Annotated in this window: 13 protein-coding genes and 1 pseudogene; 4 read left to right on the forward strand and 10 right to left on the reverse strand. The window is 40.9% G+C overall.

The window, feature by feature from the left end:
• Nucleotides 1-265 precede the first annotated feature (265 nt).
• A complete protein-coding gene (locus VYJ22_RS03445; protein WP_329905073.1) occupies nt 266-874 on the forward strand; it encodes a TetR/AcrR family transcriptional regulator in 609 nt (202 codons plus the stop codon).
• 47 nt (nt 875-921) lie between these two features.
• Nucleotides 922-1668, forward strand: a complete 747-nt coding sequence (gene fabG, locus VYJ22_RS03450; protein WP_329905074.1) for a 3-oxoacyl-[acyl-carrier-protein] reductase — start codon at nt 922-924, stop codon at nt 1666-1668.
• A 152-nt stretch (nt 1669-1820) separates the two neighbouring features.
• Here the strand turns inward: fabG and VYJ22_RS03455 are convergent.
• The 3 genes and pseudogenes from VYJ22_RS03455 to VYJ22_RS03465 form a co-directional block, all read right to left on the reverse strand.
• Nucleotides 1821-2120 (reverse strand): annotated as a pseudogene (locus tag VYJ22_RS03455) (class I SAM-dependent methyltransferase); the annotation flags it as partial.
• Nucleotides 2119-3060, reverse strand: a complete 942-nt coding sequence (locus VYJ22_RS03460; RefSeq protein WP_329905075.1) for an alpha/beta fold hydrolase — start codon at nt 3058-3060, stop codon at nt 2119-2121. The gene VYJ22_RS03460 and the pseudogene VYJ22_RS03455, both read right to left, overlap by 2 nt.
• Before the next feature lie 1392 nt (nt 3061-4452).
• Entirely contained in the window at nt 4453-4701 is a 249-nt protein-coding gene (locus VYJ22_RS03465; RefSeq protein WP_329905076.1) for a hypothetical protein, read from the reverse strand.
• Between the two features lie 528 nt (nt 4702-5229).
• Between VYJ22_RS03465 and VYJ22_RS03470 the strand changes: the two genes are divergently transcribed.
• Complete coding sequence (locus VYJ22_RS03470; protein ID WP_329905077.1) at nt 5230-5865, forward strand: hypothetical protein; 636 nt, start codon at nt 5230-5232, stop codon at nt 5863-5865.
• Nucleotides 5846-6160 carry a hypothetical protein gene (locus VYJ22_RS03475; RefSeq protein ID WP_329905078.1) on the forward strand — a complete coding sequence of 105 codons (315 nt, stop codon included), beginning with the start codon at nt 5846-5848 and terminating at the stop codon, nt 6158-6160. Before VYJ22_RS03470 ends, VYJ22_RS03475 begins: the two co-directional genes overlap by 20 nt.
• Before the next feature lie 557 nt (nt 6161-6717).
• Here the strand turns inward: VYJ22_RS03475 and VYJ22_RS03480 are convergent.
• The 7 genes from VYJ22_RS03480 to VYJ22_RS03510 all read right to left on the reverse strand — a co-directional run bounded on the left by VYJ22_RS03480 (nt 6718) and on the right by VYJ22_RS03510 (nt 18147).
• A complete protein-coding gene (locus tag VYJ22_RS03480) occupies nt 6718-7617 on the reverse strand; it encodes an alpha/beta hydrolase (protein ID WP_329905079.1) in 900 nt (299 codons plus the stop codon).
• Between the two features lie 545 nt (nt 7618-8162).
• Nucleotides 8163-10442, reverse strand: a complete 2280-nt coding sequence (bglX, locus tag VYJ22_RS03485; RefSeq protein ID WP_329905080.1) for a beta-glucosidase BglX — start codon at nt 10440-10442, stop codon at nt 8163-8165.
• Nucleotides 10443-10465: 23 nt separating this feature from the next.
• On the reverse strand, nt 10466-11827 hold the full coding sequence (locus tag VYJ22_RS03490) for a glucoamylase family protein (protein ID WP_407989448.1): 1362 nt from the start codon (nt 11825-11827) through the stop codon (nt 10466-10468).
• Nucleotides 11828-11905: 78 nt separating this feature from the next.
• The gene (locus tag VYJ22_RS03495) at nt 11906-12694 is read right to left on the reverse strand and encodes a carboxylesterase family protein (RefSeq protein WP_329905082.1); all 789 of its coding nucleotides are present in this window, start codon (nt 12692-12694) and stop codon (nt 11906-11908) included.
• 69 nt (nt 12695-12763) lie between these two features.
• On the reverse strand, nt 12764-13555 hold the full coding sequence (locus tag VYJ22_RS03500; RefSeq protein WP_329905083.1) for a LamG domain-containing protein: 792 nt from the start codon (nt 13553-13555) through the stop codon (nt 12764-12766).
• Nucleotides 13556-13574: 19 nt separating this feature from the next.
• On the reverse strand, nt 13575-15116 hold the full coding sequence (locus VYJ22_RS03505) for a RagB/SusD family nutrient uptake outer membrane protein (RefSeq protein ID WP_329905084.1): 1542 nt from the start codon (nt 15114-15116) through the stop codon (nt 13575-13577).
• Between the two features lie 13 nt (nt 15117-15129).
• Complete coding sequence (locus VYJ22_RS03510) at nt 15130-18147, reverse strand: SusC/RagA family TonB-linked outer membrane protein (protein ID WP_329905085.1); 3018 nt, start codon at nt 18145-18147, stop codon at nt 15130-15132.
• Nucleotides 18148-18219: the final 72 nt, after the last annotated feature.

The raw sequence follows: 18219 nt of genomic DNA on the forward strand, positions 1-18219 counted from the left end.
CTCTTGATTTGTATTATGTTCATAAATTATACTAAGATAACAATCTTATTCTTCCCATTTGTGATTTTATACTTATTTTTACTAAAATCTGTTTTCAATATAAAAGCTTCAATGGACATATTACTGCATTGGTACCCGGAGCATACATGCTGTGATATTACAATTATTAGGAAATAAAAATTGCCCCCTTGCACTTTTTATTTAAATTTGTGCATAGCGTAAAGTATTTTTAATATAAACTAACTGATATTTATACCCACTGCAAATGGCATCAATGGCTAAGACAAAAGAACTAATGATCGATGTGGCACGACAGCTTTTCGCTCGGTTCGGCGTTCATAATACTACAATGAATGATATTGCCGATGCAGCCCATAAAGGTCGTAGAACTTTATACACGTATTTCAAAAACAAAGATGAAATATTCTATGCTGTAATCGAGCGAGAACTGGAGCAACTCTATTCGGGACTGGTAGCAGCCAAAAACTTGTCCCTGCGCCCCAATAAGAAGCTGATGAACTTTATCTACACTCACCTCGAGACAATGAAAGAGTTGGTCATGCGCAACGGATCGCTCAGGGCTGATTTTTTTAGGGATATCTGGACTGTGGAAAAGGTGCGCAAGAGTTTTGATCGCAAAGAAGTCATCCTCATCAAAGATATTTTGGATGAGGGTGTCACAAAAAAGACGTTTAGCATCAAAGACACGCAATCCATGGCATTCATACTCCTCAATGCCTTCAAGGGGCTCGAAGTACCATACATCAGCGGTCATATACGCAATAGCGGAAGCGAATACGAACAAATCAGAAAAAGTGTGGAAGAACTCATCTTCAGAGGTATTCTTGCAGACAATGTAGATCTCGCCGACTAAGAAGGCGACTGATTGAATTAAAGAAACAATATAAACAAACTTATATTATGAAATTATTAGAAAACAAAGTAGCGCTTATCACCGGAGCCGGAAGAGGTATCGGTAAAGCCATAGCACTTAAATATGCTCAGGAAGGAGCCAATGTAGCCATCACAGACCTCAAGATAGATGAGTCGGTAGAAGCCTTTGTAAAAGAACTCGAAGCTCTAGGTGTCAAAGCCAAAGCATACGCCTCCAATGCTGCTAATTTCGAAGATGCGCACAAAGTGGTGCAAGAAGTAGTCGCAGACTTTGGCAGGATCGATGTCCTCATCAATAATGCAGGTATCACCCGTGACGGACTGATGATGAGAATGACCGAGGAGCAATGGGATCTTGTGATCAATGTAAACCTCAAGTCGGCCTTCAATCTGATCCACGCCATTACCCCGGTGATGATGAAGCAGAAATGCGGTAGTATCATCAACATGGCTTCTGTAGTGGGAGTATCAGGCAATGCCGGACAAGCCAATTACTCGGCTTCCAAAGCCGGTATGATAGGCCTTGCAAAGAGTGTAGCCAAAGAATTGGGTTCGCGCGGTATCCGTGCCAATGCTATTGCTCCGGGCTTTATCATTACCGATATGACAGCCGTATTGGACGAAGAAGTTAAGAAACAGTGGGCTACCCAAATACCTCTGCGCCGTGGTGGTAAACCTGAGGATGTAGCAGGAGTCGCAGTCTTCTTGGGTAGTGACCTATCAGCTTACGTAAGCGGACAAGTAATCAATGTTTGCGGTGGTATGAATTGCTAAGGCAATACCTTCACTTACAAACAACACAAGCACCGGAGCCATCCTTTTGATGTAAAGGCTCCGGTGTTTCTCTTTTTTACAACTTAGCGTTAAAAATCGAAATATCACAGCATCACACAAGCTCGTTAGCAACACCATTATTATTGTCTTTGGTTTTTAACCACATTGAGTGTGTCGAACAAATCCTGATTTTGATACAAATGATGAATAGAATTGAACGGAATAAAAATTAAATCGTATTTGTGAGGCAAATCCAACGTTCTAATGTCAGATTCGATAAATTTAATTTCTAACCCTTCTTTGCATGCTTTTAATTTTGCGCATTCCAGCATGGCAGATGAGCTATCCACACCACAAATATTATATTCTTTGGCTATGGGAATAGTAAGCCTGCCGGAACCACAGCAAAGCTCAAGTATTTTAGCTTCTTTATTTTCAGGAAGCCAGTTTTTATTTTGTCCACGTTTTTATTTGTTCAATAAATTGTGCTTGCTGGTCAATAAAAACATTGTGAGAACAGTTGTCAAAATACTTCAAGTTGCTTTTACCAATTAGGTTTTGTAGGTCGGTAATTTGTTGAGAAGAGTAAAGTCCATCTTCTTTTCCGTAAAGTCCATATATTTTGATTCTCTGTTTTAGTAGTGTCTGCAAATTTTTGGTAAGGTCGATAGTTGTATATTTTTCATTTTTCAAAAAACCTTGCAGTGCTTGATACTTCATTTCAGAAGCATATTTTATCAAAAGGGTGTCTGTTTTGAATTTTGAATAAATGATTTTTGCATCTTCTGTCGGATTTTTAGTTGAGTAAAATCCATTTTGCATAGCGTGCATTAAACTATACGAACTGTACTCAATTGAATTTTTGTCCATATTTTCAAGTATGGAAATATAATTTAGGTTAATGCTGTCGTTTTTTGTTTGATAAATAGTTTTTGAAGTTGATATTATAGTCTTAATTGTTTCCTGTAAAGATACGGGTGCTCCTACAAGAATAATTGATTGAACTTTTTTAGGATTTGCTTCTGCAAAAAGTGTGGCAACAACCCCACCAAAACTATGACCAATTAAATTTGCTTTTTTGAGATTGTATTTTTTGTATATGGCGTTTAAGTCGTCAAATGTTTCTTTAAAAGTAAACTTTGTGTTTGGGTCTTTGCTTCTTCCTTCGCCACGTCTGTCGTAAATTATTACAAAGAACCCTTTGTCAGCAAGTTGTTGTGCAGTCGTAGCTTCAAAGTTTACACAATTGTAACCTGGTCCACCATGAAGAAAAATAATTGGCATGTCTTTACTGTTACCAAATGACTTGGTGTAAATACTTTGTCCGTAAGCAAACATTGTTGCTATTACAAAAATTGTCGATGTGATTATTGTTTTCATTTTGTTTTTCATTTATTGTTGTCTTTTTGCTGTGTCGGCCTAAGATTGGAGCTAACTCTTGAATATCCGTAACTTTATTGCGCATATCCACCTTAAATGGTAAATGTCTAGCAATAAAATCGCACTTACAAAAATATAATCTTTCTGTATAACAACCTCAAAACTTTATATTTATTTCCTGTGGTTGAGGGTGATTAATATGTGTAAAATGTATCTGAGTGCTTAGGTTGTGATTTTTGGAGAGAGTAGGGGAAATTCTTTTATTATTGTGGCGGTGGGGCGACTTAGTCTGTGAGGTGCGCTCTTTGCTGCTGATTTTTGTGCTGATTATTTTTTAGGGATATAGATAAAATTGGTTAAAGCCCTTGACAAAGGGGGGTACGATGTCGTATCTTTGTATGAGATGATCTGCTTTTTTATTCAAATTTTACTCAAATCTATTATAAATAGGACGCAATATGGTACCAATACTCACACCACACTCTACGTATATATCAATAATATCCAATTCATCGGGATGGAATTATACAAGAAATAACATTGATGCCGTTACAAATTGTCAGAATAGGACGACTTAATGAAAATATCAAAATGTCAATCATGAGCTAATCACACTAAGATATAGCTCAATAGATCCGCACATGGGGGCTTATGTATCCCATATGCGGATTTTTTATTTTCGAACCTTTGCGGTGAAAAAACCTAACTACAACGCAATTTTTTTCTAACTGCGTTTTATTATTTTTCTAACTAAGCGACTCGATTTTTGTAGTTAAGAAAAAAGTAAAACTTAACTAAGAAAAAATCATGACCTAGTTACAAAAATAATCAACCTCAGCTCATTGCGTGGGTAAGACTTTATTTGCTAATCATAAATGTCCTTTTGTGATTTTATTTGCTGTTTTTGTGTTATTATGTCAATAAATAAGTGGGTTTGTGTGTATTTTGACTATTTCTGTTATGGGTTATAAATTGTTCTCAATTATATCAAAATGTCATTTCATGTTTATTGATAATCAGCAAGGGTAGTTAACTACCTTTTATCTCTTCTTTTTCAACTCTAAGACAATGCTCTTTTTTATCAATCGGAAATTGTGGTTATTAATAGATGCCTTATCTATACCTTCTTTACAGAAAGATACAAAGACGATAAAGGTTAATAGGTATAAATCTTTTTTGTGTTATATTATTTAATAGTTATAACAGCAGACGATATGCCATCATAGGATTCAAAACTAAAAGCAACCATGATAGGTTTCTTGACTGTGAAGTTTTTAACCAATTGAACTTTATATTTCCCTTTGCCTCTTTTTTCTAAAGTCATAAAACCCAGATCTATTTTATAGAGCATTGAGTTTTTACAATAAAGAGTAGCCTTATAACCCTGTGGTATATCAATAATCGTTACGTCATTTTTTTGTATGCTTTGGTAATTCTATATTCTTTTCCATCAAAAAAAGAAAAGCTAAACATATCGTAATCACGAGGATAGACTTGGAAATAAGCCTCTGGATTCTCAACAGACAGATTTATATCCCCGGGATCGATACGAGGCAATCTATCTCTCTCTTCTTTAGAGCAAGAAATAATAAAGAGTAATACTGCAAATAACAGAAAAAAGGTTCTTAAATTAATTGGAGTAAATTTTTTCATAGTAATTTAAATTGAATATTACTTTTAGTATGATATACAGTTATTTATCTTTAACGATGAAGCGAAGATAAAAATGTGATGAATTTTCTACAATAACTAAAAGGACGTATTTTATGCTCGGAATATAATATCTGATCCTACTTCATTTCCGGGTTCAAAGGTCATGGAGCTGATTACTATTATATTAACAACTCTATCGCGGATAAGAAATGCTATAAACGATGCATCATATAATTACAGAATAAGAAAGATAAACACTGTTAGCATGTTTGGGGGGATATATACAAAGAATCATTCTCTTAATTTTACAGATGTAATCTCAATCTATGGATCAATGCAGTTTCTGGTATTGAAAAAAGGGTATTAGGTCTTTGTGATTAATTATTGTTTAGTAACTTAGAGTTGTTTTGTAAATAGTAACACTTATACATCAATCCTTGAAATGATATGAATCAGTTTTTTAGGCTTTTTATTTTAACCTTGATACTACAACCTTTTACAAGAGTGATGGCGTAGGAAGGATATGCTGTGCAAACGAAAAAAGCTCTTGACGTAATGTCATCTGCAAAAGACCCAAACGATTACAAAAAGTCATTAGATATGTATGAGAACGCATTTGTTTCATTTCCAGACAGTATCGATTATGCAGGATTGTACAATGCTTCGATATCGGCCTCGGAACTGAACCTATACGATAAAGCTTTTGGTTATATAAATGGCATGAAAAGACTCCAGAAAGATGCATACGGCTTTCCGTGGTGGGACTATATTGCATGTCAGAACGCGGAAGAAGACTATAAACATTTGATGTCGGATAGAAGATGGAGGGTTTTGCTAAGGGATGCCGTAAAAGAGAAAGAGATGTTTTACCGAAATTTGGAAAAAGAAAAGAAGGAGTTTTTCGCTTTAAAAGAACCTTTACCATTCGATAATAAAAACATCAAACCTCTTGAACTTTATAAAAAACTCAAATGCTATAATGCGTATCTCACCAAAGAGAGACCTAACTATTCTATTATTTTCGACATCAACGACAGTACGCGCACATCTTATTTCGTGGATCTGCCTACTCACTATAATCCCGATAAGAAGTATTCTCTGCTCTTTTTCCTATACGGTGCAGTCAAGTACAACGCATTGGTTGGTGTACAACAAACAAGATAGTGTCATCAAAAAAGATGTAGAGAAGTGTGCATTTGATTTCCCTCGTAAATCAGGAAAAGTGAAAGCCACTTACCGAAACAACGAATTTCACATTGAGACCTCATGTCTAAAATCACTTTCGATCAATATCTCTCCTGAAATGGTAAATATGAATAAACCCATAAAAGTCTATATTGATGGGAAGTTACGTTATAATCACAAGGTGGTATTTGGTAAAGAATTTATGAGACAAAACTTCGAAAAGAACCGGGATCGAGATCAAGTGTGGGTAAATCAGATACGACTGAATATGTAGACAAATAAGTCCGGATTTGGTAGTATCTATCATGGCTGAAATAGAGCTCTCTGCCAAATCCGGAGTTTGAGACTGGTATTGCATTATTTATTCAATTGCTCTTTATTAGAAGTAATAGATCTGATATATCACTCGCAGGTGCTGTCTTTGAGTTGGTAAATAGATGGGGCTTGGTTAGAATTTTCGAGTCTACAACTTTATTCAATATATCCCACAGAATCTCATGGTATAAAATAATTATTGCTTGAGAATCATTTTCAAATCCGAATTCTCTTTTTAGTAAATTAATATCTACATCATTAAGTAAGAATGCAACAATAGTATCAGCTATTTTTTCAGACAATAAATTATTACTAACAGTAACACAGTGGGTGGGGAAATAGGGGATGCTATACACGCCTTTACTTAGGTGATAATTCGTAAAATCTTGCTTAAGGTAGGAGTTGGTGTATTTGTTGGAGAAGCTAATCTTTTTTTCAAAAGGATGAAGCCAAAATTGCTTTTCTATATAAATAGGAGAAAATATCAACTTGGCTATAACAGGGAGGATGATTGGGCTAACTACCGTAAAAGATCAGATACTTTTCAATGTTTGACTTGATATATTCGATGTTATGATGCCCTTCGAATACATGATTCTCGGAAGAGATACCTTTTTCTTCTAATATTTTGTGCAATATGGCACAGCCTTGGTAGAATTTACCTTCATCCTTATTCCCTGCATCAAGGTATATTCGGAAGTCTGTCCTTGTGACGTTCTTGATGATCTGTATAGGGTTGTACTTACTCCAATCATCAGGGTTAGGAAAATAAGCCTTGTCTTCTTCTTCGAGTTTTAATTCTATTGCCGGCATGTGGCCCCCGACTTTATAAAACAATTCGGGATGCCTGAATGCTAAATGTAGCGCTGCATAACCTCCTGCTGAAGCCCCGCCTACACACCGAGCCTTCCTATCATGTATGATTCTAAACTGTGTTTCTATTTGCGGGATTACCTCTTTTATGAAGTAATCTTCATATAATCCCAAATTAATAGTCCTTCCATATGAATCTTTGACCTCCTTGCATTCTAAAGCGGAATTGATTCCTCTGCTGTTTTCCAAATCCGGACAAACAATTATCATGGGCTTTATTTTGTGTTGTGAGATCAATTTATCAGCAGTTACATTTAAATCTGTTTCTGTCAGGATAGTTTCATTACCGCTTCTGCCATGTAAAAAGTATAGGCATGGGAAATATTCTTTACTGTCATTATAGTTGTAAGGCAAGTATACCCAAACGGGCATATCCTTGTTTAGGCTCTTGCTTTTGATTGTTAATCTCTTGATACTCGATTGTGACATTTGTCTCTTAATTATTAAGTTGGCTAATAATATCTCTATCATGATACTCATATTACGAGACCGTTGTATAGCAGGCCAATTGCTTCGTTGCTTGCGAGATTCGCACTTGGTCATTTACCTGAAGTAAACTCCCTGTGCACTCACTCTTAGCGCCTTGCACTTTACCTTCTCTGCCCGGTCAAAGTGTCTTTTGTCGGCTTTGCCTCGAAAATCCACAAGACTGTTGACTTTTGCAACAGTCTCATTACCTATAAAAATAGTTCATTCTAAAAGATATATTGCAATGGAGTGAGACAAATACTCGTGAGGAAAGGGGGAATTGAATATTAATGAGGTATGAAGCAAGTGCTCTATATACAGGATAATATTTTGCAGAGCATAAAACATAATCTTATTATGCTCCGCATTCTATTGTTTTGATGTGGGGTAAGGGCGCTTTTATGCTTTTTGAGACCGTTGCATAGCAGGCCAATTGCTTCGTTGCTTGCGAGATTCGCGCTTGGTCATTTACCTGAAGTAAACTCCCTGTGTACTCACTCTTAGCGCCTTGCACTTTACCTTCTCTGCCCGGTCAAAGTGTCTTTTGTCGGCTTTGCCTCCAAAATCCATGAGACTGTTGACTTTTGCAACAGTCTCTTTTTGCTTTCCCTGTTCTTTTCTTACTTTATGATGGAGAATCTTGCTTCATTTGATTCATCTGCGGAATGCCGGGCAACCCATAATATACATTCTCCGGGCTCAGCTTTCTTTTTCATATCTATGCCATAAAAAGCTAAATCATCCGAAGTGAGTTCGAAAGTTACCTGCTTCTTTTCTCCTGCTTTCAATGCTATCTTCTGAAAGCCTTTCAGCTCTTTCACCGGGCGGGTAACGCTTGCCCATAGTTGGCGTGTATAAAGTTGCACTACCATTTCCCCATCCATATTACCTGTGTTTTGTATATCTGCCGTGACGGAGAGTTTACCTCCTTGGCTTCTCAGTTCTGTGGAGTTTGTTTTTACATTGGAGATACCGAAGGAGGTATAGCTTAGTCCGTAGCCAAAAGGATAGAGTGGGGTGATGGAGGTATCAAGATAGCCCGATTTGTAGTCAATCTTTTCATTATTCAGATCTACGGGACGTCCGGTGTTTTTGTGATTGTAATAGATAGGTATTTGTCCTACTGATCGGGGAAATGACATGACAAGACGTGCCGAAGGATTGTAATCACCTGTGACAATATCAGCAATCCCATTTCCTGCTTGGGTACCGGGAAACCATGCTTGTAATATAGCATCCATATTTTGGTCTTCCCATGACAGATCCAATGGGCGCCCGCTCAATGTAATCAGAATAATGGGTTTGCCCGTAGATTTCAAAGCCTTGAGCAATTGCCTTTGAGCTTCGGGCAAACGTATATCTGTGCGTACTGCCGCCTCGCCCGACCAATTGAAGTCTTCGCCCATTGCAGCTATTACCACATCAGCCTGTTGTGCTGTGGCGAGAGCTTCATCAATCTTCTGTTGGGATGTTTGTGTTATGGATGCACCTTGTGCGTAGATTATTTTTGTGTCGCTTCCCTTGTATTTCTGCTTTAGACCTTGCAGTATGGATATGCTTTTGTTTCTGTTACCCAGTGCAGCCCATTCGCCGTTGAGGTTGATAGAGTCATTTATCATAGGGCCTACAAGAGCTATAGTGCGAGCCTTGTTTTTTCGTAAGGGAAGCACATTATTATCATTCTTGAGAAGCACCGTAGAGGCTGCGACAGCTTTGCGGGCAACGTCCATAAACTCTGGTTTCATGATCGTTGCTTTAGCCCGTTTTTCATTGAGATATCGGTAGGGATCATCAAATAGTCCCAAAAGAAATTTCATTTCGAGGATATGCCTTGCTGCATTGTCAATGGTGGCCTCTGATACTCTGCCTGTTTTTACTGCTTGTGACAGATATTTGATAAATGTAGCTCCCGTCATGTCCATATCAATGCCTGCATTTGCAGCCAGTACGGCAGCTTCTCTCTCATCTTTTGCCACACCGTGAGGAACAAGCTCATTGATCCCCGTATAATCGCTTACTACAAAACCTTTGAAGCCCCATTCTTCTCGGAGAATTTTTGTCAGTAACCAGTGATTGCATGTCGCAGGCACACCGTTTACCTCATTGAACGAAGCCATAAAAGTAGCTACACCCGCATCCAAAGCGGCCTTATACGGCAGGAGATAAATATTTCGCAAAGTATGTTCTGATAGTTCCGCAGTGTTGTAATCCTTGCCTGACTCAGCAGCGCCGTAGGCGGCAAAGTGCTTGGCACAAGCAAGTACCGTATTGGTTGCTTTTAATGACTGCCAGTTACTCCCGCCTTGAAACCCTCTTATTCTTGCTTTTGCTATGAGACCTCCCAAATAAGGATCTTCTCCGGCGCCTTCCATCACTCTTCCCCAACGTGCATCATGGCTTATATCTACCATAGGGGCAAATGTCCAGTTAAGACCGTCGGCCGATGCTTCTTCAGCGGCAATGCGTGCAGTTCTCTCCATCATCTTCAAATCCCACGAGCAAGCTTCGGCCAAGGGCATGGGGAAGATAGTCTTATAGCCGTGCACCACATCATGACCGAAGAGAATGGGAATACCCAGACGTGTTTTTTCAACAGCAGTTCTCTGTATCCCTCTTATCCCTTTTACAGATGTGGCATTGAAGATACTACCGATTAATCCTTTGTCAAGATACGGCTTGAAATCATCAGGCATAACAGGTCCGGTAATGGATCCATTGACTGAAAACTGTGTCATCTGCCCGATCTTCTCTTCCAGTGTCATTAGCTTTAGTACAGAGTCGACACGCTGTTCTATACGTTTGTCTCCACTAAAGCTCTTCCATGATGATGTGGGCGTCTGGGCGTATCCCGTGATAGTCGTTAGTATTGCTAATAAAATGGAGCCGGAGATTTTATTCATTTTATAGATATTTTATTGTTTGTTCATTGATCTTTGGCGGAGAAAGTACTTTGGGAGGCTCTGGCTCCCGAGGTTTCGAATGTGAAGCCTAGTTTCTTCAATCCCTTCTGGATCTCGGGTGCTCCCATAAACAGCTTCCATAACAAGCCTGTGCGGTAGTTTTCGATCATCGGGGCAATGGTGAGTTGGTCTATGGCCAAATAACGTTGGGGATACCATCCGTCTTGAATGCTGAAAGCATCATAGAATCCGTATTTACCCCAGAGCTTGTCACCAAGGTCAAAATAGAAATGTCGCAAAGCTAGCATCGACTCCCTTGGAGTGTATGGGAAGCTTGATAATGCTGCGGTGGGCGTAATGACACCGATATCATTAGTCATGGGCATATGTGCTGTGTACCCTTTTACGGAATAGCTTGCCGTGAGTCCCCAGCAGTTATCGCCATATCCTTTAAAGCCTTTGGGGTTTTGTACGCAGTAGTGATGATTGATAAGAGCCTGATTGCGATTTACCTCCCAATAATCGGCATATTCATCTTTCAACCCCTTAGGGTTAAGTCCAATGTACGAGTAATGTGCCCAAAACAATGGTCCGCCGTATGCCTCGGCTCCATTATGTTTTAGGAGTAAGGGTAAGCCATATGCTTCAGCATTGCTTTTGATGTCACCATTGCGTGCCCATCCTTTATGATAGGCTGAGGCGGGAATGGTGTGAGTAGGAGATGAGGCTGCCAATATGTAAGTAATAAGACATTCATTGTAGCCTCTAAGCGGGAAGTTCATTTCCCATCCGTAATCAGGACTCCAATGCCAATAAAGCACATCTTTACCGTGGAGGTACCATGTCCAGTCCATCTCTCTCCAAAGCGTGTCTATTTTCTGTGCTAATTCTTTTTCGGTTTTATCACCGTCTTTGAAGTATTCCCGAGCGCAGAGCAACCCTTGCATCAGAAAAGCACTTTCCACAAGATCTCCTCCGTTATCCTTTTTACCGAAAGGCTTGGTTTGGGCTGTGGGGCCATCGATCCAGTGCGACCAAACGCCATGATAGCGAGGTGCTCGGGCAAGGAAATTTGTAATTTGATGTAACCGTGCCACCCCTTCGGATCGAGATATAAAGCCTCGCTCAATGCCGACAATGAGTCCAGCAATACCGAATCCGCTACCGCCCGTAGTAACCACATCAGCGTCATTTTGCGGATAATTACCATCGATATGGATACGCTCGGGAGCTAATCCCGATGTTTTTTCCGCTCCATCCCACATATAATTAAGATGGCTCTTTTGGATAAAATCAAGAAACTCATCATCTGATGCGAAAGTGAGCGTACGTTTGTCATTGTCCGTAGCGAGGTTCTTCTTTTGCGTACCGGAGCAGGAAGCCATCGATAAAGAGACCAACGCCACAGCCACGCCTCTCACTATACTATATGCTTTCTTATTCATGTCTTATCTGTAATGCGTTTATTTGCGTCTTTTGTGTTGGAATAGCCAGGACATAAAGTCCTCTTTGTTAAAAGCCTGATCCCAGCATGCATGTCCGGCACCTGCAAACTCAAAATATTCCACTTCCATTCTTTTGGCTTTGAGTATTAAGTATGCTTCACGAGAGAATTCTACAGGGATTACCGTATCGGCATCACCATGAAAAATGCGGAAGCCCGTCTTGGACGACAGTGCATCTAACCGCTTGGTATTCACCCCTCCGCAAATAGGGATAGCTGCAGCAAATACATCAGGGAAACGGCATACCATATCCATTGTACCCATGCCTCCCATAGATATCCCTACGATATATATCCTGTCTGTATCTATCGGTTCAGTCCTTACTATACTGTCCAATAATTCCTTTGCCAAGCCCAAGGGTTTAGTTATCTCAGCATTGAGCGGAAATGGATTTCCCTCTTTGAAATTATCGGGACGTTTTGGCGCCGGCCAGTATTGGGTAGTAGGGCATTGCGGGAAAATAACAAAACAGGGATAATGCTCTCTATTTATCGGATTGGTAAACATCATGGCTCCATTGCGAAGTTGTGATACATTGTCCGAGCCTCTTTCTCCGGCACCGTGTAGGAATAATACGAGCGGATATTTTGTGCCTTTGGTTATTTTCTGCGGATTGAGTTGTCGATAGAGTAATGAATCGCCTTGCTTTGATAAATATATATGCGAGTCATATTCCTTGTATTGTGCTTGCGAAGCCGAAATACCGAGCAGTAGTATTACAAGCAGGAAGACTGATTTATGTTTCATATAAATTTTATTTCATATCCCACGGCCCCTTGCTATCGGAGCCGTACGGATTTTAGAACAATCAATTTCCTATTTTACCATTGCAGCTTTGATTTCGGTGGGTGTAAGCGCTTTGTTGTAGATGCGCAATTCGTCTATCAAGCTATTGTCCGAGAGATGCCCCCATTCTGTAAATCGCGGTGCCCCTGATCCGATGGAGATAATATCACAGCCATTCCAACTCACTTTGGTCAAGTTTGAGGAAGCTACTTCCTCCGCATCGATAAAAAGAGTCGCTTTGCCTTCAGTAAGCACCAAGGTGATGTACTTCCATGTAGGATTTGCAGGGTCAAGTGCATCTTTGGCTTGTCCGCTTACCCAGATGTCTGATTCGCCATTGCCTACATTTGCTTTGATGAGTTGCTTCCCCGATGCGTTTTCTCGGAAGATACGGATACCCGAAGTTCGGTTGTTTTGCTTATCGGCGGGTTTGCCTTCTGTTTTGGGACTTATTACCAATATTCCCGCTCTGTCAGGACTTGCATTTACTTTGTACCAGAACCCGAATGTTACCGTCGTTTTTAGAGGAGTAGCCATATTGAGCAGTCCAAAAGTAAGGTAGCTGTTTTGGGCTCCGGCATATGCTTTACCTTTTTTCCCTTCGGCGAAGGAGGGAGTACCCTCTTTCGTCGCTTCGGACAAGCTCTGATATTCTTCATAGCCCGAGTCAAATGACATATAAAAGATTTGTCCGTCTGCCCCCAGAGGTGGAGGAGGTGGTTGTTGAGGATAATCAAAAGGAGGGTTTTGCCCTAAATCCTGAAAACATGAGGTAAGCGAAAACACTGCAAAAAGCGCAATAATATACTTTACAAGTTTCATAATGATTCCTTTTTAGTGTTTAATAATTGGGGTTTTGTTTCAACACACCATTAGACTTATCCACTTCGTTTTGTGGTAGCGGCAGTAATGCGTTCCTGTCCTGATATCCTGTTTTACCCGCTGCATGCAGTACCTCCTTGGCTATGCCCCAACGGACAAGGTCATAGAACCTATCAAATTCCATAGCCAACTCTACACGCCTTTCATGGCGTATGGCATCACGCAGTTCTATTTGATTCATTGTCGTCATTTTGGGGAGGATAGCCGCATTACTTCCGCGAGCACGAGCTCTTACCATCTCGAGGTAATTTACAGCTTCGGCAGGTTTGCCTGTCTCGTTTGCAGCTTCGGCAGCCATGAGTAAGATATCGGAGTAGCGAATGATACGGATATTGTACCAGTATCCGCCTTTGGAGTATGTAGTGCGTAGGGTAGGATTGGTATAAGCTTTTTTATTGTAATATTTATTGACAACGGAGGCACTGGCAATCGGTTTTTCGCCCCAAGGCTTATTGGCCGGGATGGTGGCAGGATCCTCTCCTGTTTTGATAAAGTAAAGCAATGTCTCGTCTTTGCGAGGATCACCCGGCTCGAATGCTTGAGCCAATAGTTCCGTAGGAGTGTTCCATCCCCAACCGAGATTCCACTCTCCTGCTCCTCGCACGCCTTGTACTTGGGCAAAGGAACTCCCTATATCGTGTGAGTCGGGTTGGGAAGGAGTAGCAGTACATTGTAATTCAAATATGGATTCGCTACAATTTTCCCCTGTTTCCCTGAATATCGTGCTAAAAGGAGTATTGAGGTTATATATACCCGATTTGATCACATCTGTCGAAGCCGTGTACATCTTTACCCAGTCATTGCGTTGCATGTAAGTTTTGGCGTGGAGAGAGCGTGCCGCTCCCCACGTAAGTCGCCCTATGTAGATGCCCGGCCATGCTTTGGGTAGGTGTTGTTCGGCTGCTGTAAGGTCTGTATCTATCAAGGCGTAAATATCACTTGCGGGAGATTTGGCGATATTGGCTTGTTCGGCTTTGTCCACTTTGAAATCAATTTTAGGAACATCGCCAAAGGCGCGTACCAGATTGAAAAAAGCGAAAGCACGGAAGAAGTGCGCTTCTGATTGATTGATCAGATCACCTTCGGTCAACTTCCCTTTATTCTTTTCTTCTTTTGCTATATCATCGAGGATCTTATTGGCTAATATGATGATTTCATAATTACCTGTCCAGTACCCTTCAAGTAACGGGTTGGTTGCTACATATTCGAAGTCATCATACATCTTACCATGCGCTGCTCCATCGGAAGCTGTACTTCCTTTTTCCGCATCTTCCGACCTAAAGCTGTGAATAGCCAAAGCCGGTGTGCCGGATGTCACATTGAATCCTCTGATCTTGGCGTACAATGTAAATACGTCAGACTGGAATGAACCTCCCTTCCCTTCATCACCCTGAACCCATTCTCCTTGTGGGTGCTGATCTAATAAGTCAGAACATCCGCTTGCTGATGCGAAGAAAACAAGCAGGAGGAACAATGCTGTATATTTTGCTGATATTTTCATGATTGCTGTTGTTTTAGAAAGTTAAGTTTAACCCAAATGTGTAAATCATAGGCATCGGATATGTACCCCTGTCTATTCCAAATTCCAATGCTGAGCCACCGATCTCGGGGGTATATCCCGTGTTTTTGCTCCATGTTTTCAAGTTCTGCATATTGGTATAAAGTCTGAGAGACTTTAGTCGCAGTTTTTTCAAAAGTTCGGGCGCAAAGGTATATCCCAGCTGTATATTGCGTATTCTGAAGAAACTGCCATCTTCTATGTAATAGCTCGAATTCGAGAAGTTCAAAGCTCTGGTAGTATTCAGGATGGGCTCCCAATTGGATGTTCCCTCTCCGTGCCACCTGTTCATCCGTGCTGTGAGGTAATTCAGTTGAGCATAGGACGGGTCATCCCATGTCCTGTATATTTCATTGCCATATACCCCCATCATGTCAATGCCCAGGTCAAAGTTTCTATAACTAAGCCCTATATTGAGGCCATAGGTAAAGTCAGGTGTGGGGTTACCTATTACAGTGCGGTCATCTTGCGTTATCTGTCCGTCTCCGTTTACATCCTTGAATTTCAGGTCTCCCGGTGCGGGACTTCCCAGCTTATTAGGGTAGTACTTCTTGATATCTTCTTTATTCTGATACACCCCTATCACTTCATATCCGTAAAAGTGCCCTACGGGATAGCCCTCCAAAGAGCGTGATATGCCTTTGGGGCCTTCAAAAATAGCATCTTGTGATCCACGCCCCAGGGAGAGTACTTTGTTGTTGATGGTGGTAAGATTGCCGGAGACGGAGTAGTTGAATCCGCTTTCGCCCACTTTATCCTTCCAGCTTACTGCGACTTCAACGCCGCGGTTTCTTATCTTACCCAGATTCTCAAGTGAGTTCTTTGCGCCTGAGAATCCTGATAGCATTACTATAATATCTTTAGTCTCCTTATTATAAAATACAGGTTCCACACGCAGGCGGTTATTGAGCATTGTCATCTCAAATCCCGCTTCCCATGCATATGTCTTCTCCCACGATAGGTTTTGTGGAAGATATTGGATAGAATAGCCTGTGATGATGTTGTCACCGAATACCGCACTACCCGAACTCTCAAGACGAGGATAGGTAGGGTAGTTATACCCGCCAGTATTCTGGCTCCCGAGTACACCCCATGATCCCTTGAACTTCAGGTAATTGATAAAGGACTGGTCTTTCATAAACCCCTCTTCTGATGCTACCCATCCTGCTCCGAATGAGTAGAAATTGTCCCATGTATTTCCTATGGAATGAAATACAGAGGACCCGTCACGACGATATGATGCGTTGAAGAGGTATTTATTATCGTAGCTATACAGCGCCCTGAGAAGGTACGACATGGTGAAACGTCTGTACTGATCACTCCTGTTGCTCATGGATTTATTACCAATGGAGGATATCCACCACTTATCGGTGTTGTCACCGGGGATGGAGAAGATGATATCATCCAGATTTTGGCTCCTTTCCGCTCCCAGGCCTGAGTGTGATATGTAGTTTGTTGTAATACCTCCCATAGCCGTTATGCTATGCTTCCCAAAGGTATTATTGTACGTCAGGATATAATCGCTTTGGGCTATGTATTTAGTTGCTTTTCGCTGTGTAATAGATTCAGTGTTTGCGAGGTTTTCCTTACCGGGTATATCGGGGTTGTATACATAAATAAGCGGGCTGAACTTGCGCTCTTCTCCTACCCCGTAATCCAATGAGAATGTAGCTTTGAACTTGAAGTTTTTCAGGAAATCCACCTCTCCGTATATGTTACCTGCAACACGATTATTGGTCGCTATGTTGGTATTGGCACGTGTGATGACATCGATCATCGGATTCCACACCTGAGCTCTCTGGAAGTCCGGCAGAGTGTGGAACAACTCCCCTTTGGCATCGTATATCGGTGATATTGGTGCAGCTTTGAGGGCGGCGGTGACTCCTTTGGCATCTGTGGGGGAGGTTCTGGAGCCATTGACTTGGAATCCGAAACGTAAATTCTTGGTTACATTATAATCACTACTTAGATTGACGGTAGCTTTGGAGAACTTCTCTTTCTTGATGTTTCCTTGTTCTGTCGTGTAGCCTATACCCAGATAAAAACGTGTTTTCTCGCTTGCTCCCGTGATACTGATATTATTGTTGGTCAAGAATCCTTTTTGAAAAATCTCTTTTTGCCAGTCGGTATCAGCATTCCATATGGTATAGTCAAAGGGATTCAAGCCTTGATTCGATCGCTGTTCGTCGTACAATTCCCTGAATTGTGCCGCATTGGTCACAGACATCCTTTGAGAAATATCTTTGAATCCCATGGATGAATTAATATTGACGAATGTTTGACCTGATTTAGCCCGTTTAGTATTGATGATAATGACTCCATTTGCTCCTCTTACTCCAAAAATAGCAAGAGAGGAGGGATCTTTGAGGATCTCCATGGATTCGATATCAGCGGGATTGAGATAGTTGATATTATCCGAAAATAAACCATCCACTACATAGAGTGGTGCGTATCCGTTGATAGAGTTGGTACCGCGAACCCTGATTTCAGGATCTTGCCCCGCACGTCCAGTATTTACTACTTGTACCCCGGCTATTTTGCCTTGGAGCGAAGCCAAGGGATTTGCAGCAGGCCTATCAGCCAGATCTGAGGCATTTACACTGACTATGGATCCGGTAAGGTCTCGTTTCTTTGCGGAGCCGTAGCCTATGACCACGACTTCGTCCAGGGCATGTACGTCCTCGGAGAGAGCAATGTCAATGTGGGTGCGATCTTTTATGCTTTCTTCTACGGTTTTCATACCGATATAGGTGAAAACCAAAGTTCCGTTTCGTGGCACATTATTTAGGGTATAGTTACCGTTTGCGTCGGTAACCGTCATGTTTTTTGTGCCTTTCACCAAAATGCTGACTCCTATGGCGGCTTCGCCCGTTGCTTTTTCCGTTACTTTTCCCGAGACTGTGATTTGTTGCTGGGCAAATATGAGTGTGGGAATAAGTAAAAAGCCAATAATGAATAAAGATTTACATTTCATGGGTTTCTTTTCTTAGAGTTATTAGCAATATTGAATTTCAGCAAAGAAATTCATTCTTTTTTCCTTTGTCAA

The sequence above is a fragment of the Porphyromonas pogonae genome, from assembly GCF_036320655.1.
Lineage (GTDB): Bacteria > Bacteroidota > Bacteroidia > Bacteroidales > Porphyromonadaceae > Porphyromonas > Porphyromonas pogonae.